Origin of the sequence: Salinicola sp. CPA57 (assembly GCF_003206035.1) — a bacterium.
Lineage (GTDB): Bacteria > Pseudomonadota > Gammaproteobacteria > Pseudomonadales > Halomonadaceae > Salinicola > Salinicola socius.
Map to the genome: position 1 here is coordinate 170274 of NZ_PZJR01000016.1, position 23120 is coordinate 193393.

The 23120-nt window shown below is 62.2% G+C and carries 22 protein-coding genes and 1 riboswitch; of the genes, 11 read left to right on the top strand and 11 right to left on the bottom strand.

The window, feature by feature from the left end:
- Nucleotides 1–197: 197 nt before the first annotated feature.
- From DOM36_RS17485 to DOM36_RS17495, 3 genes are read left to right on the top strand one after another with little or no spacing between them, the layout of a single operon-like run.
- A complete protein-coding gene (locus DOM36_RS17485) occupies nt 198–1328 on the top strand; it encodes a 3-dehydroquinate synthase (protein WP_232823909.1) in 1131 nt (376 codons plus the stop codon).
- Nucleotides 1315–2499: a metabolite traffic protein EboE gene (gene eboE, locus DOM36_RS17490; protein WP_110643843.1), complete on the top strand. Its 1185-nt coding sequence runs from the start codon at nt 1315–1317 to the stop codon at nt 2497–2499. Before DOM36_RS17485 ends, eboE begins: the two co-directional genes overlap by 14 nt.
- Nucleotides 2475–3428 (top strand): UbiA family prenyltransferase, encoded by a 954-nt coding sequence (locus DOM36_RS17495; RefSeq protein WP_198651318.1) that lies wholly within the window; start codon nt 2475–2477, stop codon nt 3426–3428. The genes eboE and DOM36_RS17495 overlap by 25 nt, the downstream gene beginning before the upstream one ends.
- Nucleotides 3429–3534: 106 nt before the next feature.
- On the opposite strand, the gene DOM36_RS17500 is transcribed toward DOM36_RS17495, so the two are convergent.
- Nucleotides 3535–4971 carry a nucleotide pyrophosphatase/phosphodiesterase family protein gene (locus DOM36_RS17500; RefSeq protein ID WP_075571263.1) on the bottom strand — a complete coding sequence of 479 codons (1437 nt, stop codon included), beginning with the start codon at nt 4969–4971 and terminating at the stop codon, nt 3535–3537.
- Nucleotides 4972–5271: 300 nt separating this feature from the next.
- Here DOM36_RS17500 and DOM36_RS17505 point away from each other — a divergent pair, with 300 nt between their 5' ends.
- From DOM36_RS17505 to DOM36_RS17520, 4 genes are all read left to right on the top strand, one after another.
- Nucleotides 5272–6138 carry an EboA domain-containing protein gene (locus DOM36_RS17505; RefSeq protein WP_157958671.1) on the top strand — a complete coding sequence of 289 codons (867 nt, stop codon included), beginning with the start codon at nt 5272–5274 and terminating at the stop codon, nt 6136–6138.
- A 1-nt stretch (nt 6139) separates the two neighbouring features.
- Nucleotides 6140–7060, top strand: a complete 921-nt coding sequence (locus DOM36_RS17510; protein WP_110643845.1) for a TatD family hydrolase — start codon at nt 6140–6142, stop codon at nt 7058–7060.
- Between the two features lie 106 nt (nt 7061–7166).
- Nucleotides 7167–7544: a DUF4870 domain-containing protein gene (locus tag DOM36_RS17515; protein ID WP_110643846.1), complete on the top strand. Its 378-nt coding sequence runs from the start codon at nt 7167–7169 to the stop codon at nt 7542–7544.
- 40 nt (nt 7545–7584) lie between these two features.
- Nucleotides 7585–8508 carry a lysophospholipid acyltransferase family protein gene (locus tag DOM36_RS17520; protein ID WP_075571267.1) on the top strand — a complete coding sequence of 308 codons (924 nt, stop codon included), beginning with the start codon at nt 7585–7587 and terminating at the stop codon, nt 8506–8508.
- A gap of 21 nt (nt 8509–8529) precedes the next feature.
- Here the strand turns inward: DOM36_RS17520 and DOM36_RS17525 are convergent, their stop codons facing one another.
- A complete protein-coding gene (locus tag DOM36_RS17525) occupies nt 8530–9396 on the bottom strand; it encodes a pirin family protein (protein ID WP_110643847.1) in 867 nt (288 codons plus the stop codon).
- Nucleotides 9397–9471: 75 nt separating this feature from the next.
- Complete coding sequence (locus DOM36_RS17530) at nt 9472–10359, bottom strand: LysR family transcriptional regulator (RefSeq protein ID WP_110643848.1); 888 nt, start codon at nt 10357–10359, stop codon at nt 9472–9474.
- A 119-nt stretch (nt 10360–10478) separates the two neighbouring features.
- On the opposite strand from DOM36_RS17530, the gene DOM36_RS17535 reads away from it, so the two are divergent.
- Nucleotides 10479–10904, top strand: coding sequence for a VOC family protein (locus DOM36_RS17535; protein WP_075571270.1), 426 nt, complete (start codon nt 10479–10481; stop codon nt 10902–10904).
- A gap of 104 nt (nt 10905–11008) precedes the next feature.
- Here the strand turns inward: DOM36_RS17535 and DOM36_RS17540 are convergent, their stop codons facing one another.
- A complete protein-coding gene (locus DOM36_RS17540) occupies nt 11009–12274 on the bottom strand; it encodes an MFS transporter (protein ID WP_232823910.1) in 1266 nt (421 codons plus the stop codon).
- Nucleotides 12275–12453: 179 nt separating this feature from the next.
- On the opposite strand from DOM36_RS17540, the gene DOM36_RS17545 reads away from it, so the two are divergent.
- The 3 genes from DOM36_RS17545 (at nt 12454) to DOM36_RS17555 (ending at nt 17070) form a co-directional block, all read left to right on the top strand.
- Nucleotides 12454–13344: a LysR substrate-binding domain-containing protein gene (locus DOM36_RS17545; RefSeq protein WP_075571271.1), complete on the top strand. Its 891-nt coding sequence runs from the start codon at nt 12454–12456 to the stop codon at nt 13342–13344.
- A gap of 99 nt (nt 13345–13443) precedes the next feature.
- A riboswitch (TPP riboswitch) is annotated at nt 13444–13574 on the top strand.
- Nucleotides 13575–13687: 113 nt separating this feature from the next.
- Nucleotides 13688–15610, top strand: coding sequence for a phosphomethylpyrimidine synthase ThiC (thiC, locus tag DOM36_RS17550; protein WP_110643850.1), 1923 nt, complete (start codon nt 13688–13690; stop codon nt 15608–15610).
- Between the two features lie 209 nt (nt 15611–15819).
- Nucleotides 15820–17070: a dicarboxylate/amino acid:cation symporter gene (locus tag DOM36_RS17555; RefSeq protein WP_110643851.1), complete on the top strand. Its 1251-nt coding sequence runs from the start codon at nt 15820–15822 to the stop codon at nt 17068–17070.
- A 171-nt stretch (nt 17071–17241) separates the two neighbouring features.
- Here DOM36_RS17555 and DOM36_RS17560 read toward each other — a convergent pair whose 3' ends face one another.
- From DOM36_RS17560 to DOM36_RS17590, 7 genes are all read right to left on the bottom strand, one after another.
- Entirely contained in the window at nt 17242–17430 is a 189-nt protein-coding gene (locus tag DOM36_RS17560; RefSeq protein WP_075571274.1) for a CsbD family protein, read from the bottom strand.
- A gap of 277 nt (nt 17431–17707) precedes the next feature.
- A complete protein-coding gene (locus tag DOM36_RS17565) occupies nt 17708–17986 on the bottom strand; it encodes a peptidylprolyl isomerase (protein ID WP_075571275.1) in 279 nt (92 codons plus the stop codon).
- An 86-nt stretch (nt 17987–18072) separates the two neighbouring features.
- A complete protein-coding gene (locus DOM36_RS17570) occupies nt 18073–18384 on the bottom strand; it encodes a glutathione S-transferase N-terminal domain-containing protein (protein WP_110643852.1) in 312 nt (103 codons plus the stop codon).
- Between the two features lie 63 nt (nt 18385–18447).
- The gene (locus DOM36_RS17575; RefSeq protein ID WP_157958672.1) at nt 18448–19023 is read right to left on the bottom strand and encodes an EF-hand domain-containing protein; all 576 of its coding nucleotides are present in this window, start codon (nt 19021–19023) and stop codon (nt 18448–18450) included.
- Nucleotides 19024–19080: 57 nt separating this feature from the next.
- Nucleotides 19081–19779 (bottom strand): transglutaminase-like cysteine peptidase, encoded by a 699-nt coding sequence (locus DOM36_RS17580; protein ID WP_232823911.1) that lies wholly within the window; start codon nt 19777–19779, stop codon nt 19081–19083.
- A 36-nt stretch (nt 19780–19815) separates the two neighbouring features.
- Nucleotides 19816–21735, bottom strand: a complete 1920-nt coding sequence (locus tag DOM36_RS17585; protein ID WP_075571278.1) for an EAL domain-containing protein — start codon at nt 21733–21735, stop codon at nt 19816–19818.
- A 10-nt stretch (nt 21736–21745) separates the two neighbouring features.
- A complete protein-coding gene (locus tag DOM36_RS17590; RefSeq protein ID WP_162618352.1) occupies nt 21746–23095 on the bottom strand; it encodes a TolC family outer membrane protein in 1350 nt (449 codons plus the stop codon).
- Nucleotides 23096–23120 lie beyond the last annotated feature (25 nt).

A 23120-nucleotide genomic window follows, 5' to 3' on the forward strand; every position in this document is an offset into this window, starting at 1 on the left:
TTTTTCGTTTTCGGACCCCTTACGCAGGCGATAACTTCATGAACCGGCCCGCTTTATCGTTTTCGATCGATGGCAATGTCGCTTTCGATGCATCGGATTTTACCCCGTCTCGCTCGCCAATACGGCAAGACGCCGCCCAGCGCACTTCCCTGACCGACATTCATTGGCAACGATTTTCCGTCGCGTATGACTTCCCCGTGGCGTTTACGCGAGAGATCTTTTCTGCCGACAACACGCTGCTGGCCGATGTCATCTCGCGCCGGGAGCCCCACAAGAACCACCGTTGCCTGATTTACGTCGATGCGGGCATTGCCGCCACCTGGCCGGATCTCACCCGCCGTATCGAAGCCTATTTCACCGCTCATGCGAGCCGAATGACACTGCTGACGCCACCGATCACCGTGCCGGGTGGAGAGTCCGTGAAGGCCAATCGGGAGACGATCGACGGTGTGCTGGAAGATATCCGGCACTACGGCGTCGATCGTCATGCCTACGTCATCGTCATCGGCGGCGGCGCGGTGCTGGATGCGCTCGGACTCGCCGCAGCCATGGGCCATCGCGGCGTCCGCCTGATTCGGCTACCCACCACCGTGCTGTCTCAGAACGACAGCGGTGTCGGGGTCAAGAATGCCGTCAACTTCAAGGGCTGCAAGAACTTCATCGGCACCTTCGCCCCACCCTGGGCGGTGCTCAACGATTTCGACTTCCTGTGCACGCTCTCCCGACGCGACAGGCTCGCCGGCATCTCCGAAGCGATCAAGGTGGCACTGATCCGCGATGGCGAATTCTTCGACTGGCTGGAAGCCAACGCCGATTCACTGGCCGAGTTCGACCCGCGCACCGAAGAGATCATGATCCGCCGCAGTGCCGAGCTGCACATGCAGCAGATCGGCCGCGGTGGCGATCCGTTCGAATTGGGCTCGTCGCGCCCGCTGGATTACGGCCACTGGTCGGCACACAAGCTCGAGGCCCTGACTCACCATGGCATCAGTCACGGTGAAGCCGTCGCCATCGGTATCGCACTGGACGCACGCTATTCCGTACTCAAGGGCCTGCTGCCTGCCGGTGCCGAGTGGCGCATCGCGTGGCTGTTGAAACGTCTGGGTCTGCCGGTCTTCCACACCCAGCTGATGGAGCTGGGCGACGACGACCGACTTGCCATTCTGGCGGGGCTCAAGGAGTTCCAGGAACATCTGGGCGGTGAGCTGACGGTCACGTTGCTGGCCGGATTGGGGCGTGGACATGACGTTCACGAGATCGATGAAACCACCATGACAGCCGCGATCGATTGGCTGCAAGAAGAGGCGAACCGCCATGCAGCTGCCTGATGATCTGGGTCAACTGACCTACTGTCTCAATATTCATCCAACTCAAACCTGGGAAGCGGTGCGCGAGGCGCTGCTCGGGCCGGTCAAGCGAGTGCGGGAAACCGTCTGCCCCGAGGCGACCTTCGGTGTGGGTCTGCGCCTGTCTGCCCAGGCGCTGGAGGAGCTCCGCGCCCCCGATGCGCGTGCCGAACTCAAGGACATCCTCGCGCGGGAGAACTACCGCGTGGTGACCATGAACGGCTTCCCGTTCGGCCCCTTCCACGGCATACCGGTCAAACAGAATGTCTATCAGCCCGACTGGAAGCAGCGCGCCCGGCTCGACTACACCTGCTGGCTGGCCGATCTGATGAGTGAACTCGGTGCCGCTGGCGATACCTTGAGCCTGAGTACCGTTCCCGGCACCTACAAGCCAATGGCCGAGGGTGCGGAAGCGCAGATGGCCGACAATCTGCTGAAAGCGGCATCCCACTGCGTCAAGCTCGCCCAGAAGACCCAGGTCACCATCGCCATCGCGCTGGAGCCCGAACCCCACTGCTTCCTGGAAACCATCGAGGAAACCGTCGCTTTCTTCCGCGATTGGCTCTACTCCGACGCTGCCGCCGATCGTCTGGGAGAGCTCTGCGGATTGACCCGCGATGAAGCGAAACTGGCGCTGCCGCGGCATCTGGGCGTGTGTTACGACGTCTGCCATGCCGCGGTCGAATTCGAGGATCCGGCCGCCAGCATCGAAGCCCTGCGCACGGCAGGCATCCTTATCCACAAACTGCAACTGAGCGCGGCACTGCGGATCCCCCAGTTCGACGCGACGAAGCGAGAGGCGCTGGTGCCGTTCTGCGAGCGCACCTATCTGCATCAGGTCGTGGTCGACTCCGCAGACGGACGGGTGCGGTATGCGGATCTGCCCGAGGCGCTGGCCGACGACGCGAGAGTCGACGGTGAAGAGTGGCGAGTGCACTTCCACGTCCCGATCTTCGTGGACGCCATTGCGCCGTTCGAGACCACGCAGTCGTTTCTCGCCGATATTCTCGCCCTGCACCGTCAGCAACCGATTTCGCAGCATCTGGAAGTGGAGACCTACACATGGCAGGTATTACCGGAGAACCTACGCACCGAGAGCGTGGAAGCAGCCGTGTCGCGAGAGCTGACGTGGGTCAAGCAGCAGTTGACCTGACCGCCATCGAGCCCGAAGAGGTGGAGCAGCGAGCGGCGAGGTCTCGGATACCGGGGCTGACGTCAAAGGTCTGGCTGGAGCTGGGCAGGGTTTCCAACCTGCCCACGGTCTGGAGCAATGCGCTGGCCGGTGTCGTTCTGGCGGGGGCCGGTACTGGCGCCCTATGGAGCGCCACCGCGGCTTGGCCGTTGCTGCTGGCACTGACGCTCTTCTACCTTGGCGGCATGTACCTCAACGATGCCTGCGATGCGGAGATCGACGCGCGCGAGCGTGCCAATCGTCCGATCCCGCGAGGTGATATCGACCGCCTGACCGTCACGCTGCTGGGCGTCGGGATGCTGGGTCTGGGCAGCCTGCTGCTGTTTCTGAGCCACCTTTCTGCCGGGATCACCGGACTCGCGCTGGTTGCCGCGATCCTGGGCTATGACTGGTGGCACAAGCGTATCGGCTGGAGCCCGCTGTTGATGGGCGCCTGCCGGCTCCTGACCTATCTGACGGCCGCGCTGGTGGTCGCCGGCGTTCTCAATGAAGCCGTGTTGTGGGGTGCGATCGGACTGGCCTGCCATGTCGTCGGCCTGACCTACGCCGCCCGCCAGGAGGCCTACGATCGGCTGGGCGCCACCTGGCCACTGGCCGTCATGGCGGTGCCGGTCGTGTTCATGTTGGCCGCCATGCTGACCGGCCCCGAACCGTCGCTGCTCGCACTGGTCCTGTGGCTGGGCTATCTGATCTGGGGGACGCGCTGTCTGATGTGGCTGTTTCGCCGGGCGCCGGGAGACGTACCTCGCGCCGTCGTCGGCCTCATCGCCGCAATTTCGCTCTATGACGCCACGCTGATGGCCGCCATGGGAGCGACCACCATGGCCATGCTCGGCGTCCTGGCTTTCGCCGCGACGCTGGCACTGCAGCGAGTGACTTCCGGGACCTGAATCACACGCCAACCGGTGGCGGACGCCGCCGGTGGCAGGACGATCTTCGCCAAACGGACCAGGCCGAACCCGCATNNATGCGGGTTCGGCCTTTTTTTGCCGTGCGTCAGGCGCTGGCGTTATCGATAGCGGTCCGGCGGTACGCCGTATCCTCATCGTCGCCTTCGAAGACGTGAGCCAATACCAGTGCCTTGAAGTCCGTCGCCTCGACCGGCCCTTCGGGCAGCAGGCCAGCTTCCGACGAGATCACCAGCGGCCCCATGTCGGGATCATCGGTCAGGCGTCCGTGAGCGCCCTTGACCAGTGTCGTATCCTTGAGCGAGATGACGTCCAGCAGTTGCCGCATGCCCAGCTTGCGCTTGGCGAGACGCCAACCTGCCGACAGTTTCGGCGACTTCAACGCCGGGTCGAAAAACAGCTCCACCGGGTCGTATCCCGGCTTGCGATGGATGTCGACGGTGCGCGCATAGTCCGGGGCTCGGACATCATCCAGCCAGTAGTAGTAGCTGAACCAGCGATCCGGCTCGGCGATCGCCACCAACGCGCCCGAGTTGGGATGATCGAGGCCATTGTCCCGCTTCTCGTTTTCGCCCCACACGGCCTCCACACCGTCGAGTGCCTCGAGTAGCGCCCTGACGCTCGGAATCTCTGCCGGGTCGCTGACGTAGACGTGAGCGACTTGATGATCGGCCACCGCAAATGCCCGTGATGCACCGGCATCGAGTTGTTCCCGCTCCTTCTCTCGACGCACCGCGACCAGACCCGCCTCGCGCAGCGCGCGATTGATATGAACGGCATCGCGAACCGGCGTGATCCCGTATTCGGAAACCACGATGACCCGACGACCTTCCCGATCGGCCGCATCGATCAGTTCCCCACATAGCGCATCGACGTCCTGAAGATCACGCTGCAGCTCGGGATGCGAAAGGTCAGGCCCCAGCCGCTGAAGGTTATAGTCCAGATGCGGCAGGTAGCTCAGCGTCAGGGTGGGATCGCGGGTTTCCATCACGTGGCGCGTCGCGTCGCTGATCCAACGGCTCGATGTGATATCCGCCATCGGCCCCCAGAAGGTGAACAAGGGAAAGGTGCCCAGCTTGGCGTCGAGTTCGTCGTGGAGATCCGCCGGGTAGGTGTAATGATCGGGCAGCTTACGGCCGTCCGCGGGATACATCGGTCGCGGCGTGGCACTCCAGTCGGCGGTCGAATACATGTTGTACCACCAGAACATCTTGGCGCAGGTAAAACCGGGGTTCCTTCGTTTCCCGGTTTCCCAGATCTTCTCGCCCGCCACCAGCCGGTTGGATTGGCGCCAGAACCAGACCTCGGCAAGATCCTGAAAATACCAGCCGTTGGCCACGGCCCCGTGCCCACTTGGCGGCAACCCGGTCAATAGCGTCGCTTGAACACTGCAGGTTACCGCCGGCGTTACGGTATTCAGCGGTCTCAATCCGCCACGCGCGGAGAGTCGTTTCAGGGCCGGCGTATGCTCGCCGACCAGTTGAGGCGTCAGCCCTACCACGAGAATTACCAGAGTCTTTTGCATGGCCTGCCTGCCGATGGCATTACGTTATCAGTACCGTTCCAACCACATCGAAACGATATGTAAATCCTGCATATCAGCTCGAAATCAACCACACAATCGGAATGATGGATACAGCCCTATTTTGAGAAATTATCATGAGAAAAGGTTTGGATTTCGAATGCCTTGAGTTCATAAAACTCATCTGAAAAAAGCAATGAACCTTTGCAGCGCGAACCCTCAATTAGCCAGATAATTGAGCTTGGGGGTTCTTTTCCTCACCCGATAAAGTAGCGTCAAAGACAACCGGCTCGGAAACCTTACATGTCTGTTACATCGTTGGCGTTATTGCGTGAATGGGTCTGTCGTCAGTCGCCCGAACATGCCCATTGGCTCGCCGAACAGTACGCGTTGTTGAGTCAAGTGGGCAACGAGAAGGATCTTCATCTGTTTCTCGGTCTGGTGGTGCGCCGCGTTGGCAAGCAGGATCTGACGCTGACCTCTCAAGACCTGGCGATGGCGAATCAGACTTACCCGGGCTGGAATCCCGATGGCTGGAGTCTCGATGGTGCGGCTCGTGTCGCTGCGCTGCTCGCGTTCAAGGGCTCTCGCCCGTTCTCGGCCACGTTCCAGGATCTGGTCAGGACCGCCGATGCCCGTGAGCTGATCACGCTGTATCGGGGCCTGGCGCTCTACCCCCGGCCAGAATCGCTGACGTTCGAGGTGGGCGAAGGCTTGCGCTCCAATATGCGAGCCGTGTTCGAATCCATCGTGCATCGCAATCCGTACCCGCGCGACCACTTCGACGACCACCGCTGGAACCATATGGTACTCAAGGCGCTGTTCGTCGGCAGCCGGCTTTCCCCCATCGTCGGTTTCGATGATCGGGCCAATTTGGAGCTGGCGAGGATTCTGCTCGATTACGCCCAGGAACGCTGGGCAGCCGGGCGTGAGGTCAGCCCGGAGCTGTGGCGCTGCGTCGGCCCCTTCGCGGAGCAAGTATCGGCTTACGGCGCGTTGCAGCGGGCGCTGTCGGGGACGCCCATTGAGCGCGGCGCAGCCACCCTGGCGCTGATCGCTGCCGACACTTCTTCCGCCCGAGACCTGCTTCAGACGGTGCCGGATATCACCGCACTGGTCGCGGACGGCCGTCTCGACTGGAATCACCTGCCCCTCAAAGAGGCCGCCTGAGATGTTCATCGATCCCCACGCCCACATGGTGTCTCGCACCACTGACGACTACGAGGCCATGGCCGCTGCCGGCATCGTGGCTCTGGTGGAGCCGGCCTTCTGGGTCGGTCAGCCTCGTACCTTCGTCGGCACTTACGTCGACTATCTCTCTTCGCTGGTCGGCTGGGAGCGTTTCCGCGCCGGCCAGTTCGGTATCCGCCATTACTGCACCATCGGCCTCAACTCCAAGGAGGCCAACAACGAGGCGCTGGCTGAGGGGGTCATGGAGTGGTTGCCGCGTTTCGCCCTCAAAGAAGGTGTCGTCGCCATCGGCGAAATCGGCTACGACGAACAGACGCCGCTGGAGGACAAGTACTTTCGCGACCAGCTGACGCTCGCCAGGCAGCTCGAACTTCCCGTGATGGTTCATACCCCCCACCGCGACAAGAAGCGCGGTACGTCGCGCTCGATGGACGTGTGCGAAGAGATGGGGCTGGATCCTTCCTGGGTCGTGATCGATCACAATAACGAAGAGACGGTACGTGAGACGCTGGATCGCGGTTACTGGGCAGGCTTTTCCATCTACCCCTCGACCAAGATGGGCAACGCGCGCATGGTCGATCTGCTCAAACAGTATGGTGGGGATCGCATCATCGTCGACAGCGCCTGTGACTGGGGAATTTCCGACTGTCTCGGCGTCCCCAAGACCGCACGGTTGGCCCTCGCATCCGGTATTTCCGAGGCGGTGGTGCGCCAGGTCACCTACGAAAATGCGCTCGCGGTCTACGGCAAGAGCGGTCAGATGCAGGATTCCGACTGGCTCGATCCCGCCCCCATCGACCAGCGCACGCTGTTCGAGGGCAACTCGATCCTGCGTGGCGGTCGCGCCCCCCTTGTCGAAACGAAAGCCGGTCCGCACCGAGACAATCTGCTTATCGAGTAGTGCCCACCATTTACCGCTCTCTTTCGGCGTATCTCGGCGGACTGGTACCCGACGCCTCTCGACGGCAAAATGCGGACAACTACCGCACGCCGACGAGAGGAATCTCATGCCTTCGCCGCTCGATAACGTCGTCACCGAGTCCAATACCGAAGCGAGACGACCGGACACCACGCTGGCCATGATCGTCTATGCCTTGCTGCTCGGCGTCTTCATAACCGGCATCACCCCGGTGATCGGCGTCGTCATCGCCTACGTCTACCGCGGTAACGGCCCACGCTGGCTGGACGAACACTATCGCTATCACATCCGCACGTTCTGGATCGGCCTGCTCTACGCTTGCATCAGTTGGGTGCTGGCCTTCGTGCTGATCGGATTCGTGCTGATGGCGCTACAGGCCGTATGGCTGATCGTCCGTTGCGTGATCGGATTCAAGGCATTGCAGGAACAGCGGGCACCTGACAAGGTCGATAGCTGGCTCTGGTAACCGGCCCGTCAAGTAGACGCGCATTGAAGAAGAGAAACGAATGATCGAAAGTCTGCAAGCTCGCGCCATCCATCTGCTTTGGCGCCTGCTGTCCCATTGTCGACTGAAAACGACGTGGTCGCTGGCAGGCGCTGCCAGCCGCGTGCTCTATGCCGTCTCCCGACGCGAGCGCCATGTGACCCGGCGCAATCTCGAGGTCGCCTATCCGGGTGACAGCAGCGAGCAACGGCGTGAGCGAGTGCGCGAGAGCCTGCGCCACTCCGCCGCCACCATGCTGGAACTGGGTTTCGCCTGGATCGCCAAGCCGGCGCGCGTCGAAGCGTCAGTCGTCGAGGTTCACGGCCGCGAGCTACTCGACAATGCACGCGCCGACAATCGCGGCGTGATCGTGCTGGCGCCACATTTCGGCAACTGGGAAGTGCTCAATTTCTGGCTGTCCAGCCACTTTCCCTTCACCGCGATGTACGAGCCGCCCAAGATCGCCGAACTCGATGCCGTCATTCGCCATGGGCGCGAGCGCATGGGCGCGGAACTGGTGCCGACCAACCCGCGTGGCGTCGCCGCCTTGCTCAAGGCGCTCAAGCGTGCCGAAGCCGTCGGGATCCTGCCGGATCAGGAGCCCGACTGGGGCAGCGGCGAGTTTGCCGATTTCTTCGGCCGCCCCGCCTATACCGCCACGCTGCTACCCAAACTGGTCGCCCGCACTCAGGCTCGTGTCGTGACCGGGGTCGCCAGGCGTCTGCCCGATGGTCGTGGCTTCGCGATTCACTTTCTCGCCGCCGACGACCGCGTCTACGACACCGACGAAGTCACATCGGCCGCAGGCGTCAACGCCTGCGTCGAGTCCGCCATCGCTCTCGACCCGGCGCAGTACCAGTGGGAATACAAGCGCTGGAAGAAAACCGAGCAGGAGCAGCAGAAGGTTCCCGGATATCGGGAGCAGCGTCTCTACAGCAAGCGCTGACCATTGCTGAACAGTGTCGGGTTACTGTGCCAAACCCCCGAAGTGCCCGGCCTGGTAATCGTCGATCGCTTCGACGATCTCCTCACGGGTATTCATCACGAATGGACCGTGCGACACCACCGGTTCCCCGATCGCATCAGCGTGACCGAACAGCAGTCGAGCGTCGGTGGTGGCTTCGATTTCGACGCCATCGCCGTCACGATCCAGTTCGATCAGATGCCGCGACTTGACCGGCGCGCCGCCCACCGTCACCTCGCCATCGACGACGTAAAGAAAGACCTGGCGGCCACTGGGCGCCGTCAGTCGATGGCTCGCGCCGGCAGGAAACGACAGCGTCGACATGAAGACGTCGGTCAGCGTCTCGATGGGACCTGTCGATGCGCCATGCTCACCGGCAATCAGGCAAAGCTCTCCGCCACCGTTCAGTGAAATGGCAGGAATCGACTCTCGCTGTAATCCGACATAGCGAGGTTCGCTCATCTTCAGGCTGGCCGGCAGATTGATCCACAACTGCAGGATCTCCAGCGGGCCCCCGTCGCGCAGAAACTCGGGCGGTGAAATTTCGGCATGCACGATGCCGCTGCCCGCCGTCATCCACTGCACGCCACCGGCACGAATCACGCTCTGATGATCGGCGCTATCGGCATGGGCCAGCGAGCCTTCGAGAATGAAGGTCACGGTCTCGAAGCCCCGGTGTGGATGTGGCCCGAACGGCAAACCGCGATTGTTGGTGGGGTAGACCTGCGGGCCGTGATGGTTGAGAAACAGAAACGGATCGAGCTGATCGAGCCCGGGACCCGGTAACGGCCGGCGAGTCGTCAGATCGCCGATATCATCGCGGATCGCAGCGTGCTGGGCGATGACGCGGCGTGGCGTAGACGCGGACATGAAGGCTCTCCCTGATAGATTCATTCGCAGTCTAGATCAGGCCACGTACGAAAAAAGCGAATGATTTTCACCGTTTCATTGCATTGAATCGTCGCTGGCCTGGTCGAGACACAGCAGCGCCTGTTCGATCAATGCCACTAGCGGCGACTCGGCCGGCGAAAGCCGGGACACCATGACCAGTTCACGATGAAACCGCTGCTCTTCCAGAGAGATCACCCGCACCGGCAGCGGCTGCTGGCGACGCCACAACCCGGCAAGCGGAATCAGCGCGACACCCAGACCGCATTCCACCATTCGCGCGATGGCATCGATCTCGTCGAGCTCCAGCCGAATCGACGGGCGCAGACGCCGACGCTCGAGAAACCGCACCACCTGACGTCCCCCGAAAGAGCCCCGATCGTAGAGCACCAGCGGATGGCTCTCGAGCAGGGACTCCGCCGGTCCCTCCTCGGCATCGAGTGGCGCGATCATGACGAACGGCTCGCGAGCGATGACTCGGGAATAGAGGTCGGGAGGCAAGGCGAACGGTGGCCGGACGATCAACGCCATATCCAGATCGCCCTTGTCGACCTGGTCGAGCAGCGCCAGCGAGACGCCAGGCACGACGCGAGTCATCACCCCCGGTGCCTCGCGGGTCAGCGTTTGCAGAACCTCGGGCAGTACTCCGCTCTGCAGGCTGGCGATCGCACCCAGATGCCACTCCCCGGTCAATCCATCCACATCGGCGTGCCGAATCCGGCTGGCCAACGCCAGCATTTCATTGGCCTGCGGCAGCAGCCGACGTCCGGCCGCATTGAGTCGAACGGCACGCCCCGTCCGATCGAACAGCGGCTCGCCGATATCGGCCTCGAGAGTTCGGATCTGGGTGCTCACCGCGGACTGGGTCAGCCCGACCGCACTGCCGGCAGCAGAAAAGGTGCCGTGACGGACGACGGCAAGAAAGGTCCTGAGTTGTTTGAGCATGGGCAGCCAGCGCGTCGAGAATCCACAATATTTGATATCAGGCAGCAATAATATGCGCTTTTCATCAAATAAACCCGCAGTCAGAATACCCCGAACCTCACAGCGACAAGGAACACCTCATGGCACTTTCCCCTTTTCATCTCGCAATCCCGGTCCACGACCTGGCCGCCGCCCGCCAGTTCTACGGCGAGACTTTCGGCCTGAACGAAGGCCGCTCCAGCGAACAGTGGGTCGACTTCGACTTCTACGGTCACCAGTTGGTGATTCACGAGCACCCGCAGACGCCCTCGCAGGAATCGGCCCATACCAATCCCGTCGACGGTCACGATGTCCCGGTGCCGCACTTCGGTATCGTGCTGAGCTGGCCGGAGTGGGAAGCGCTGGCCGAGCGCCTGCAGGGCTTTGGCACCCGGTTCGTGATCGAACCCTACGTGCGCTTCAAGGGTCAGCCCGGCGAACAGGCCACCATGTTCCTGCTCGATCCGTGCGGTAACGCCCTGGAATTCAAGGCGTTCAAGGATATGGGCCAGCTCTTCGCGAAGTGATTTTTGCCGGTTAGCCAGGGCGTAAAATTCCTGTCTTCAGGCCGTAAAAAAAAGCTGCCGATCAGAAGATCGCCAGCTTTTTTCATTGAGAAACGACGCAGCCGCTAGGCAAGCCGCCGCAGATGCAATCCGCCGATCGCCAGCGCTGTCAGCAGCAATACCGCGATGAACAGCGACACCCCGTTCCAGCCGCCCCAGTACCAGAAGGCACCACCGAGCGTGCCGGCGACACTGGAGCCGAGATAGTAGCTGAACAGATAGAGCGACGACGCCTGCCCCTTGGCCTGCCTGGCGCGCAGGCCGACCCAGCCGCTAGCCAGCGAATGCGCGGCGAAGAAACCAAAGGTGAAGACCAGCATGCCGATCAGGATCAGGCTGATCGGCTCGAACAGCGTGATGGCCAAGCCTGCCAGCATCATCGCGATGAACATCCAGAAGATCCGCTGACGCCCGAGCCGGTCCGCCAGCGACCCTGCCCAGGCCGAACTGTAGGTGCCTGACAGATAGGCGATCGAAAGCAGCCCCACCAACGCCTGGCTCACCTGATAGGGCTCGGCCAGCAGACGGTAGGCGATATAGTTGTAGAGCGTGACGAAGCCGCCCATCAGCAGAAAGGCTTCGACGAAGAGCCAGGGCAGCCCTCGATCCTTGAAATGAACGGTGAAGCCGGAAAGAACACTGCGCCAGTTGAGCGGGCGGGGGGTGAAGTGCCGGGATGGCGGCAGCCAGCGCATGAACAGCAACGCCGCGATTAGCGCCACGATGCCAATGGTAGCGAGCGTCCAGCGCCACGGCACCCAGTCCACCATCACGCCGCTGATCAGGCGACCGCTCATGCCGCCGATCGAGTTGCCGCTGATGTAGAGCCCCATCGACAGCCCCACGTAGCGGGGATGAATCTCCTCGTTGAGATAGGTCATCGCCACCGCACAGAGCCCGGAAAGCGACAGCCCCGCCAGCGCTCGCATGATCAGAATGCCGGTCCAGTTGGGCATCACCGCCGCCAGCAGCGTACAGGTCGACGCCGCCAGCAGCGCGACCGTCATCACCAACTTGCGCCCTACCGCATCGGAAATGGGACCGGTAATCAACAGCCCGACCGCCAGCATGCCAGTCGATACCGACAGCGACAGACTGCTGGTGGCTGCATCGATACCGAAGGCGTCCGACAGGATCGGCATCAGCGGCTGCACGCAATAGAGAAGCACGAACGTTGAAAAGGCGCCGAGAAAGAGCGCCAGCATGGTCGGCCGGTAACCGCGCTGCCCGCGCTCGATGAAACCGCTCTCGACGGTTTCCGCCTCGCGTTCCAGCTGATGATGAGTGGCCTGCGTAGCGCGGTGGATCTCGGATGAGGAGTGGCGAGACAACCCGGTTCTCCCGATATCGATGACCGAAGCCGACCGGGAATGAAGGTGCTTCGGGGGCATCAGGGGTTTAGAGATTCGATGTAGACCTTGGTAGGTTACGCCGCCGCCATTAAGCTTTCTAATATATTATTCGATGCTTTTGAGAGGTTTTTCGACTCAATGGAGCTGCGAGTTTCCCCATGGAACTACGATATCTACGTTATTTCGTCGCTGTGGCCGAAGAGCTTCACTTTAGCCGCGCCGCCGAGCGGCTGGGAATCTCGCAGCCACCGTTGAGCCAGCAGATCCAGGCGCTGGAGCGCGAACTAGGCACGCGTCTGCTGACTCGGACCAATCGCCGCGTCGAGCTGACCGAGGCGGGCCGACTGCTGCTCGATGAAGCGCGTGACATTCTGGCGCGAACCGAACGCGCCACGCGTCGAGTGTCCCGGCTCGGGCGTGGCGAGGCCGGTCAGTTGCGTATCGGCTTCACCACGTCGGTACCGTTGACGCCAACGCTGCCGCAGACGCTGATGCGTTATCGGCAAGGCTACCCCGACGTCGAGCTTCGCATGCACGAGCTCAACAGCCAGCGCCAGATCGAACCTCTGCTCCAGGGTGACCTGGATATCGGGATCATGCGCCCCGCGACCCTGCCGGATGGCCTCGCGGCATTCACCTTGATTCGCGAACCGCTGATGGCCGTGGTCAATGAACAGGGCCCGCTCGGCGGCAGCGCGCTACCGTTAACGCTCGACGAACTGGCAACCCACCCGTTCGTCTACTTCTCGCCCGCCGCCGGCACCGGCCTGCTGGATCAATTCAATGCGCTATTCGCCAAACGCGGCTTGGCGCCTCGGCTGGTCCAGGAGGTCGGCGGTCCCAACACCATCATCAGCCTGGTCGCCAGCGGTCTCGGGGTCTCGATCCTGCCCGCCTCGTTCCAGCATATCCAGGTCGACAATGTTCGCTATCGGCCCATCAGTGACGGGGACGCGGTTTCCGAGGTGTGGCTGACCCATACGAGACACCAACTGACGCCACAGGCCCAGGCGTTCATCGATCTGGTCGAGCGCGCCGTCGATCCATGAAGCGCAGTTTTATCGACACCACAACCGTGGCCCGGACGTAAACCCTGCTTGACCCAGCCCGACCCTCGCCACAGACTGCTGATGGCGATGAACGCTATCGCCAGCTTGACGGGGTGCCGGTGGAACCGGCTGAGATCGTCCTGCGCCGAGAGTCTTTCGACGGCGCCACGACGGATCCCGACGAACCTGATCCGGCTAGTACCGGCGTAGGGATCAAGCGGAGAATCTCATTCCCGGATACCGTTCCGTCGATTCGTTCTCCCCCTCCTGCGCTGTGCGCCGGCCTGACCCGATAGCCTTGGCAAATACGCCTGGCAAGTCATGCCACGGAGCACGACCGAACATGAAATCCCCACAGTTTCTCTCCGAAACCGCCCGCGTCGACAGCGCTGCCATCGCGCCGTTGCCAGCCTCGCGAAAGATTTACGTCGAAGGCTCGCGTCCCGATATCCGGGTGCCGATGCGCGAGATCGCGCTCTCGCCGACGCAGACACGAAGCGGACTCGAACCCAACGCACCGCTCACCGTCTACGATACTTCCGGCCCTTATACCGACCCTGCAGCGGAGATCGACATTCGTCGCGGGTTGCCCGAGCTGCGCCGTGGCTGGATCGACCAACGCGATGATACCGAATGGCTCGAGGGCCCGAGCTCTCGTTACGGCCGTCTGCGCGCGGAGGACCTGCGCCTTTCGACACTGCGATTTCAGCTCCGGCGCACGCCACGTCGTGCCCGCATGACAACAGAGGGACGGGATGCCAACGTCACCCAGTTGCACTACGCCCGCCAGGGCATCATCACCCCGGAGATGGAGTTCATCGCGATTCGGGAGAATCAGCGTCGGCGAGAGGCAAGCCGTGCCCATCTCGATCCGATGCTCGGCTCTTACCAAGATCCCATGCTTGATCATCAACATCCGGGCGAATCTTTCGGTGCCGAGCTGCCCGACGAGATCACGCCGGAGTTCGTGCGCGACGAAGTGGCTCGCGGCCGGGCGATCATCCCGGCCAATATCAATCATCCCGAGAGCGAGCCGATGATCATCGGGCGCAACTTTCTGGTGAAGATCAACGGCAACCTCGGCAATTCGGCCGTGACCTCCTCGATCGAGGAAGAGGTCGACAAGATGACCTGGGGCATCCGCTGGGGCGCAGACACCATCATGGATCTCTCCACCGGCCAGAACATTCACGAGACGCGGGAGTGGATCATCCGCAACTCGCCGGTACCGATCGGCACGGTGCCGATCTACCAGGCGCTGGAGAAGGTCGACGGCGTGGCCGAAAACCTGAGCTGGGAAATCTTCCGCGACACCCTGATCGAACAGGCGGAACAGGGGGTGGATTACTTCACCATTCACGCCGGCGTGCGCCTGCACCATGTTCCGATGACGGCCCGGCGCGTCACCGGCATCGTCTCCCGGGGCGGCTCGATCATGGCCAAATGGTGCCTGTATCACCACAAAGAGAGCTTCCTCTACACCCATTTCGAGGACATCTGCGAGATCATGAAGGCCTACGACGTCTCGTTCTCGCTGGGTGACGGTCTGCGCCCCGGATCCATCGCCGATGCCAACGACGAAGCGCAGTTCGCCGAGCTCGAAACGCTGGGCGAGTTGACCCGGATCGCCTGGCGACACGACGTGCAGGTAATGATCGAAGGCCCCGGCCATGTGCCGATGCAACTGATCAAGGAGAACATGGAGAAGCAGCTCCAGTGCTGCGATGAAGCGCCCTTCTATACGCTCGGCCCGCTGACCACCGATATCGCACCCGGTTACGACCACATCACTTCCGGCATCGGTGCGGCGCAGATCGGCTGGTACGGCTGCGCCATGCTCTGCTATGTCACGCCCAAGGAACATCTGGGCCTGCCCAACAAGGATGACGTCAAGACCGGCATCATCACCTACAAGATCGCGGCTCACGCTGCCGACCTGGCCAAGGGGCACCCCGGCGCCCAGCGTCGCGACAACGCGCTGTCCAAGGCACGCTTCGAATTTCGCTGGGAGGACCAGTTCAATCTCGGACTCGACCCGGATACCGCCCGTGCCTATCACGACGAGACGCTGCCCAAGGATGCCGCCAAGGTGGCCCACTTCTGCTCGATGTGCGGGCCGAAGTTCTGCTCGATGAAGATCACCCAGGAGGTCCGCGAACGCTTCGGCGGCAATGCCGACGAGGTGATCGCCGCGCGGGACGCCGGCATGAACGAGCAGGCCGAGCGGTTCAAGCGTGAGGGCGGTGAGCTGTATCGGGAAATCTGATACCGCCGGCGGTACAACGCCTGTGCAAGCGGGCCTGCGTCTTCCGAGCGTCGACGCAGGCTTCACTGCCGGATCGACGCGCTGAGACTTTGGTCGCAATCAGGTTATATGCCATCCCGTTTTCGAATGGACGGATCGCAAAAGGCCCGGGGATGCGTAAAATGCGCGCTTTTGCCCCCGGCAATTTCGCCTGCACAAGGACCACGCGCATGACTGCAACAACCTCCCGGCCAAATCTATGGCGACGCATTCCCCTGTGGCAAAAGATCATCACGGGCCTGGTGCTGGGTGTGCTCGCCGGTGCGTTGATGGGCGAACAGGCCAGCATGTTCAAACCGCTCGGCGATATCTTCATCAACGGCATCAAGATGCTGATCGTGCCGCTGGTCTTCTCGACCCTGGTCGTCGGCATCACCGGGATGCGCGACCCGCAGAAGATGGGCCGTGTCGGCGCCCGTACGATCGGGCTCTACCTGATCACGACCGCTTTCGCGATCGTCATCGGCCTGGTCGCCGCGACGATCTTCCAGCCGGGCGTCGGCGCGGATGCGTCGATGAGCGCGGCGCAGCAGACCAACGACGCGCCGTCGCTGGTCGATATCGTCGTCGGCCTGGTGCCGTCGAATCCCCTTCAGGCGATGATCGAGGGCAATATCCTGCAGATCATCGTCTTCGCCATCGGGCTCGGCATTTCCCTGATGCTGATCGGCGAGAAAGGCGAGCCCGTCGTGCGCGTCTTCGAAAGCTTCGCCGAAGCGATGTACAAGCTCACCGCCATCGTCATGGCGTTCGCGCCATTCGGGGTCTTCGGTCTGATGGCCAACGTCTCCGGACAATATGGGCTGGACGTGCTGCTGCCGCTGGCCAAGGTCATCGGCGTGGTCTACCTCGCCTGCATCGTTCATGTTCTGGTCGTTTATACCGGCCTGCTGAGCCTGGTCGGCCGATTGAATCCGATGCGCTATCTGCAGGGCATCATCGACGCCCTGGTCGTTTCGTTCTCGTCGGCCTCCTCCTCCGGCACCCTGCCGGTTTCGATTCGTTGTGCCCAGAAGAATCTCGGTGTCTCGGAAGGTGTATCGAGTTTCGTGCTGCCGGTGGGCGCGACCATCAACATGGACGGTACCGCGATCTACCAGGGTGTCGCGGCGCTGTTCGTCGCTCAGCTGGTCGGGGCCGATCTCACGATGATGGATTACGGCATGATCGTACTGACCGGCACGCTGGCATCGATCGGTACGGCCGGCGTACCCGGTGCGGGGCTGATCATGCTGTCGATCGTGCTGGCGCAGATCGGACTGCCGCTTGAAGCGATCGGGGTGGTGGCGGGAATCGATCGTATCCTCGACATGGCGCGCACCAGCGTCAACGTCGCCGGCGATCTGATGGTGACGACACTGGTCGGCAAGAGCGAGAAAGAGCTGGATCTGGAGATTTACAACAGTCGCGGCAAGGCTTGAGTGCTCCAGCCGATGCTGGCTGTCGAGTTTCGGTACTGAACCCAATTGAATTGAACTGAACTGAACTGCCAGTCTGAGACGAGAGCAGCCCCGGCGAATGCCGGGGCTGCTGAATAAAGAACCTTGGAGTCATGAAACATTGGCAACTACGAGGTTCGATGACTCGAGTTGTTAGTGGCGTGGTTTGGTGGCGTCCTTGAGATTGCCCTTGGCAGACTTGGCATCCCCCTTGGCTTGCTGAGTTTTGCCTTTACCTTCGAGCTCGCGGTCCTTGGTCATCTTGCCAGCCGCTTCCTTTACCTTACCGGCGACCTTGTCGACCTTGCCTTCCGTCTTGTCTGACTTCGAATTCGTAGTCATCAGTACTACCTCGCTTTTCGTGGATATCCTTATCCGCTCGCCGCGTTGTCAATACCGAGCCCTCGGCGACGGTGAGCGTATCCTCAGCGTAGTTCGCCGCGGAAAAGCCAAATGGAAAATTTGGTAATGTTTTGTGCTTGAGTTGCGGGCGTGACCACGGGACCGATACCAAGAGGCCGATCACCGCAATGGTAAACAGGCAGGAAAGGTGGGGGTAACCGGGAAGAAAAGAAGCCGCCCGAATGCGGGCGGCCCGACGACCTATCAGGTGCGCAAGTCAGGTGCGCGAGGTGACTTCCAGCAGGTGATATCCGAACTGGGTTTTCACGGGTCCGTGCACTTCGTTGACGGCACCATTGAAGACGACTTCATCGAACTCCTTGACCATCTGACCGCGACCGAAAGTACCCAGCTCGCCGCCCTGACGCCCGGAGGGACAGCTGGAATGCTGACGCGCCACTTCGGCGAAATCGCTGCCGGCTTCGATCTGCTGCTTGAGCTCGAGACACTTCTGTTCGCTGTCGACGAGAATATGGCGGGCGCTGGCCTGTGCCATGACATCACTCCTGAATCTTGATCAATGGGAAAGGGCCATTCTACGAAACCCCACCGGCCTGAGTCACCGACAATCGATCTCCGTTTTCAGCCGAAGCGCCGCTCCAGATAGCGATTGATGTCCGCCGACTCGTACATCCACTCCACCGCACCATTCTCCTTCTCGATGCGCAGGCACGGCACCATCGTCCGTCCGCCGCCCGCCATCAGGTCCTGCCGATGCCGAGGATCACGCTGGATATCGCGCAGTTCGATGGGCAGCGCCAGCCGCTGAATCCGACTGCGAACGCGCTGGCAGAACGGGCAACTGTTGAAGTGATAAAGGGCGAGACGCTGGCAGGCATGGTCGATGTCGTTCTGTACTTCCGCCGAGCGCACGATTGGGGTCGCTGAAAACATGGTCGTTAACCACCTCAAAATTCGGTTGGACATGATGATCGGTGCCGCCCTTCTGAGATCGCGTCAGTTCGAAGGCAGCGACATATCGGTGTCCGACGTATCGGCCTCGGTATCTTTACTGGCTTCATCGAGCGCGGCGGCCTCCTGATCGTCAATCAGCACCGGAATCACCAATGGCGCGTTGAACGGCATCGTCATGCTCGCAGGGGTCGGCGCCGTGACGGGTGCAGGTACGTAACGCTGGGCGGGCGGTTCCGGGGGCAGCAGAAACTCGCTGGAAACCAGCGGCTGAGCGTTCTCGATGTCACCGGGCAGTCTTAGCGTAGCCTGTATCAGTGGCGCGGCGAACAGATCGCGAAACTCCGGGCGAGAGATGCGGCCGCTACCGTCGGCATCCAGCGTGTGCCAGTTGCCACCCAGTCCCAGCCGTTCGACATCCACCGGCATCAGATAGCCATCGGCGTCACTATCCGCCGTCTCGAAGACATGGTCGGCGCTGACCTGGTCGATGCCCGCGGATGTCGGGCGGTCGACGACGACATCGCGACTGGGCGACGAAGTGGCACATGCCGCCAGCAGCAGTGCCGTCGGCGCCACAGCGAGCCACGCCCGCGATCGCCAATCCCGTTTAAGGCTCATCGTGTATTACTCATCGTGGAACTCCCTTCGCGATTCGGGCTGACAGCGACGGTGGAATTAGCGCCGCGGATCGCGCAGCGTGCCGTCATCCAGCCGCTGCTGCCAGCTCTGCCATAAACTCAGTCGGCTCGACTCGCCGACTTCACGTCCACCCCCGCCCAGCTTGCTGATCCAGAGATGGCTGCCGTTGAAACTGTAGATCGGGACCAGATCGTTGCGACGGGAGGCGGGTTCGATCGGCTTGACGATATTGTCGAGAACCACCGGTGGCGTCGTCGGAGACGGTGCCCAGGTCACGACCATATGAAACTGATCGTAGGGGATGTACTTGACGTAGTGCAGCCGCAACTGCGCATCCGGCACGCCAAGCTCCCGCAGCGTCAAATACTTGGCCATGGCAAAATCTTCGCAGTCCCCCGCGCCCACGCCGAGAAACTCGAACGGCGTGGCCCAGTAATCTTCCACGTGCCACACATCGATATCGTCGACGAAACGCAGCTGATTGAAGAAGTCGTTGACCCCGGCCAGCTGCGTATTCACTGCCCGCCCTTGCAGCTGATCGATAAGCACTTGCCATTGTCGTATCCGCTGCCACCCCGTCTGGCCATAGATCGAGACAACCTGCTGCTCTGGGGGCAACCGCGGCAGCGCCTCGGCCGCTGGCAGTCCGCTCTGCAGCAGAACGACCATGCCGGCGAGGCCCAGCAGCCGCAGGGCGCGGCGGCCAGACGTGCCGCGCTCGAGAACTGACCTCATCGTGTCAGACCGACGCCACGAGTGTGCGGTCCGGGCTCATTGCAACGTCAGCGGCGAGATCGGTGCCAGGTAACCCTGATACCCATCGGCGCCCACCGCCTCCACGCGTTGGCGCTGCTCGTCGGATTCGACCCGTGTCACGATCACCCGCGACTCGACCTGATGCGCCGCCATGCAGAGGCTTCGCAGGAATTCGGTATCCACCTCTTCGCGCACGAAGAAGCCCTGGTCGATCTTGACGTAGTCGGGACGCAATCTCGCCAGATAGGCCATCGCCTGCAGGTTGCGAGCAAACCGATCCACCCCGCAGCGGGCACCCAGTCGATGCGCGCTACGAAACAGTTGCTGAACGATATCGAGATGCTCGAGCGCAATCTCTTCACTGACTTCCAGATCGAGCATGGCGGCGAACCGTGGATGCGATTCGAGCCAACCGATGAGCCGTCGATACGCGGCCTGATCCACCAGTGAATCCGCGGTCAGGTTGATCGCCAACCGGCCCTCGAACTGCCCCGCTCGCTCGCCGAGGCTCTCGAGCACGGCACGATCGAGCAGTGCTCCCATCTGGAAGTGGTTGATGACAGGGAGAAACGCGTAGGCCGGATGCTGAATATCACCCTCGTTCAGGCGAACGAAAACCTCGCGATGCAGTTCGCTGCCGTCGATCATCAGTACCGGCTGGGCCACGAAACTGACGTTGCGCTCGGTCAAGGCATGATCGATGACTTGCCGCCACTCCTGCCTTCCCCGCGCCGCCAGCGTGTTCTCGGGACGCACCACGACCCAGCGCCTGCTCAGCTCGATCGCGTCGCGCAGGGCGCTGTCGGCGCGTGCCAGCGCGCCTTCACGCGTCATTCCCGACTCTTTCAGCACCACACCCGCGCGGGTGTGCTCGGAACGCGTCTCGGCCAGCGGATTGGCATCGACGACGTCGTCGAGACGATTCAGCGTCTCCTCGAGCCAGCGCTCCCGCGTTTCGTCGTCGCAGTCCGGCAGGATCAGCGCAAATTCCTCGGCGGAAAGACGCGCGGCCAGTACGGCTCGCCCGCCCAGCTGGGCGCCCTGCAGATGACTGCCCAGACTGCGAATGGCCTGATCACGCGCCTCGAAGCCATCACGTCGGTAGAGTTCCTGCAGATGATCGATACGTAGAATCACCAGCGCCCCCCCCACTGGGGCCGACAGCCATTCGTCGAGCGAACGCGACAGATAGGCCCGGTTGCCGAGCTGAGACACGGCGTCCTGTTCGGTCATGCGCTGCAGCCGAACGACCTGTTCCGCCTGCTGCTCGAACTGCTGATTGAGTCGGGCCCCGAGCCGGTTGACCGACTCCGTGATGCCCTGCAGTTCGCGGATGCGGCTGGGCTGAAGCGGCGTGTCGAAGCCATCGATCTGCATGTCGGCGATGCTGCGGGCCAGGCGGTTGAGCGGCCCCAGCAGCAACTTGAAACCCAGCACACACAGCAGCACGGCACCGACCATACCCACGGCCATCCAGGTCAGCATCTGCAGCGCCAGCGACCACAGCTGATCGTAGGCGCCAGCGCTCTCGGATGCGATGCGTACGCTGCCGAGCGCCGACCAGCCCCCGCTGATCTCGCGCTCACTCACCGCGTTGGGCAACGCGACCAGATGCTGGAACCAGCCCGGCGTCTCGCTTTCACGACGCGACCCGATGACCAACGGTTCTTCCTGGCCGACGGCTTCGAGACGAATCTGACGTACCGCGCCGCCGTCGGCAGCCGCCCGCATGAGCGTCTCGGCGCTGGTCCAGTCGCCGATCTCGACGAAAGGCACCAGCGACAGACTCAAGGCCTGGGCCAGGTTATCGACGTCGGCTTGCTGACGTTCCGCCAGGGATGCCCGGGTCTGATGCACCTCGATCGCGAAGATACCGGCTGAAAACAGCAGTAACAGGCCGACCATGATCGCGACCGAACGCCGAAACAGGCTCATAGATATCTCCTCAGCCCTGGGGGCGGTCGTTGGCGGCTTCCGACACGGGATAGCGATCGTCGGGACCACCGATCATGCCGACGTTCACCTGCAGCGTGTCCAGCAGCTGGCCGGTGGCGGACAGCAGTCGGTAGTTGGCCTGGCGTAGCGAGAACTCCGCCTGTACCTGCGCCTGCTGCGCATCGAAGAGCTCGGTCTCGCTATCGAGCATGTCCAGAAGCGTGCGACGCCCGATATCGAACTGCTTGCGATAGTTGACCCGAGTCTGCTCGCTGGCCTCGACGTGGCGTCTGAGAAACGGCAGCTGGCTGGTGATGTAGTCCCGCGCATTCCAGGCCAGCCGCAGTTCATCGCGGATCTCGCGCAACGAGCGATCGCTGTCATACCGCACGGCGCGCAACGCTTCTTCCCGCGAGTGCATCTCGGCACTGTCGATACCGCCGCGATAGAGATTCCAGGACATCACCAGATCGGCATTCCAGTCGTCGGCGTCGTTGCCCTCGTAGTCGTAATCGCGGCTGGCCAATCGGCTGGCCTCGGCCCGGAAGGTGGGCAGGAAATCGCCACGCTCGGCAGCCACCTCGTGTCGCGCCGCCTCGATCGAATGCGATGCCGAAATCACCAGCGGGTTGTCCGAGGTCGCCATCGCCATGGCCGAATCGAAGTCCCCGGGAACGGCGCCCATGTCGACATCATCGGGCAAGTTGAGATTACGGGGAGACTCGCCGACGTAACGCACGAAAGCCGAAACGGCATCGTCGAGGTTGTTGCGGGCGGAAATCAGGCTGGCCTGAGCCTGGGCCAGGCGTCCCTCGACCTGGCTGGTGTCGGTGGTGGTGCCGGCACCGAGCTCTTCACGTCGACGAATGTCCGAGGCGATCCGCTGATGGGTATCGACGTTGCGTTGCGCGAGTTCGAGCAGACGTTGCGACTGCAGCACGTCGAGATAACTCTGGACCGTCACCAGACCAATCTGGTTGGCGGCGGCCGCCACCTGCCAGCGTTGATAATCGCTCTCGGCATCGGCCTGGCGAATGCGCTCGATCGTGGTATTGCCGTCCCAGATCAGCTGCGACAACGTGATCTGGGCGCGACGATAGTTATGGGGATCGCTGGACTGCGAAACCCCGTCGATCTCACTCTCGTTCTCGCCGTAGCCGACCCGCGTTTCCAGATCGACGGAGGGCAGGTAGGCACCCCGCTGCGCTCGCGCGTCATCCAGGTTCTGCTGATAGCGCGCCATCTCGGTACGCGTGGTGGGATATTCCATGACCGCCTGCGTTACCGCCTGGGTCAGCGTTTGCGCCTGGGCATTGCCGGCAAGCGCTGCCAGGCCGGCGGACAGAATCCATCGCTTCATCATGACGCCTTGTTCCCCTCGTTCT

Excerpts from the sequence above, each read along its gene's own strand:
- DOM36_RS17520 (WP_075571267.1), top strand. The coding sequence starts at position 7,585 with ATGATCGAAAGTCTGCAAGCTCGCGCCATCCATCTGCTTTGGCGCCTG.
- DOM36_RS17500 (WP_075571263.1), bottom strand. The coding sequence starts at position 4,971 with ATGCAAAAGACTCTGGTAATTCTCGTGGTAGGGCTGACGCCTCAACTG.
- DOM36_RS17585 (WP_075571278.1), bottom strand. The coding sequence starts at position 21,735 with ATGAGCCTGTTTCGGCGTTCGGTCGCGATCATGGTCGGCCTGTTACTG.
- DOM36_RS17525 (WP_110643847.1), bottom strand. The coding sequence starts at position 9,396 with ATGTCCGCGTCTACGCCACGCCGCGTCATCGCCCAGCACGCTGCGATC.
- DOM36_RS17545 (WP_075571271.1), top strand. The coding sequence starts at position 12,454 with ATGGAACTACGATATCTACGTTATTTCGTCGCTGTGGCCGAAGAGCTT.
- DOM36_RS17580 (WP_232823911.1), bottom strand. The coding sequence starts at position 19,779 with ATGAGGTCAGTTCTCGAGCGCGGCACGTCTGGCCGCCGCGCCCTGCGG.
- DOM36_RS17530 (WP_110643848.1), bottom strand. The coding sequence starts at position 10,359 with ATGCTCAAACAACTCAGGACCTTTCTTGCCGTCGTCCGTCACGGCACC.
- DOM36_RS17570 (WP_110643852.1), bottom strand. The coding sequence starts at position 18,384 with ATGTTTTCAGCGACCCCAATCGTGCGCTCGGCGGAAGTACAGAACGAC.
- DOM36_RS17535 (WP_075571270.1), top strand. The coding sequence starts at position 10,479 with ATGGCACTTTCCCCTTTTCATCTCGCAATCCCGGTCCACGACCTGGCC.
- DOM36_RS17555 (WP_110643851.1), top strand. The coding sequence starts at position 15,820 with ATGACTGCAACAACCTCCCGGCCAAATCTATGGCGACGCATTCCCCTG.
- DOM36_RS17505 (WP_157958671.1), top strand. The coding sequence starts at position 5,272 with ATGTCTGTTACATCGTTGGCGTTATTGCGTGAATGGGTCTGTCGTCAG.
- DOM36_RS17590 (WP_162618352.1), bottom strand. The coding sequence starts at position 23,095 with ATGAAGCGATGGATTCTGTCCGCCGGCCTGGCAGCGCTTGCCGGCAAT.
- DOM36_RS17575 (WP_157958672.1), bottom strand. The coding sequence starts at position 19,023 with ATGAGCCTTAAACGGGATTGGCGATCGCGGGCGTGGCTCGCTGTGGCG.
- DOM36_RS17515 (WP_110643846.1), top strand. The coding sequence starts at position 7,167 with ATGCCTTCGCCGCTCGATAACGTCGTCACCGAGTCCAATACCGAAGCG.
- eboE (WP_110643843.1), top strand. The coding sequence starts at position 1,315 with ATGCAGCTGCCTGATGATCTGGGTCAACTGACCTACTGTCTCAATATT.
- thiC (WP_110643850.1), top strand. The coding sequence starts at position 13,688 with ATGAAATCCCCACAGTTTCTCTCCGAAACCGCCCGCGTCGACAGCGCT.
- DOM36_RS17565 (WP_075571275.1), bottom strand. The coding sequence starts at position 17,986 with ATGGCACAGGCCAGCGCCCGCCATATTCTCGTCGACAGCGAACAGAAG.
- DOM36_RS17510 (WP_110643845.1), top strand. The coding sequence starts at position 6,140 with ATGTTCATCGATCCCCACGCCCACATGGTGTCTCGCACCACTGACGAC.
- DOM36_RS17560 (WP_075571274.1), bottom strand. The coding sequence starts at position 17,430 with ATGACTACGAATTCGAAGTCAGACAAGACGGAAGGCAAGGTCGACAAG.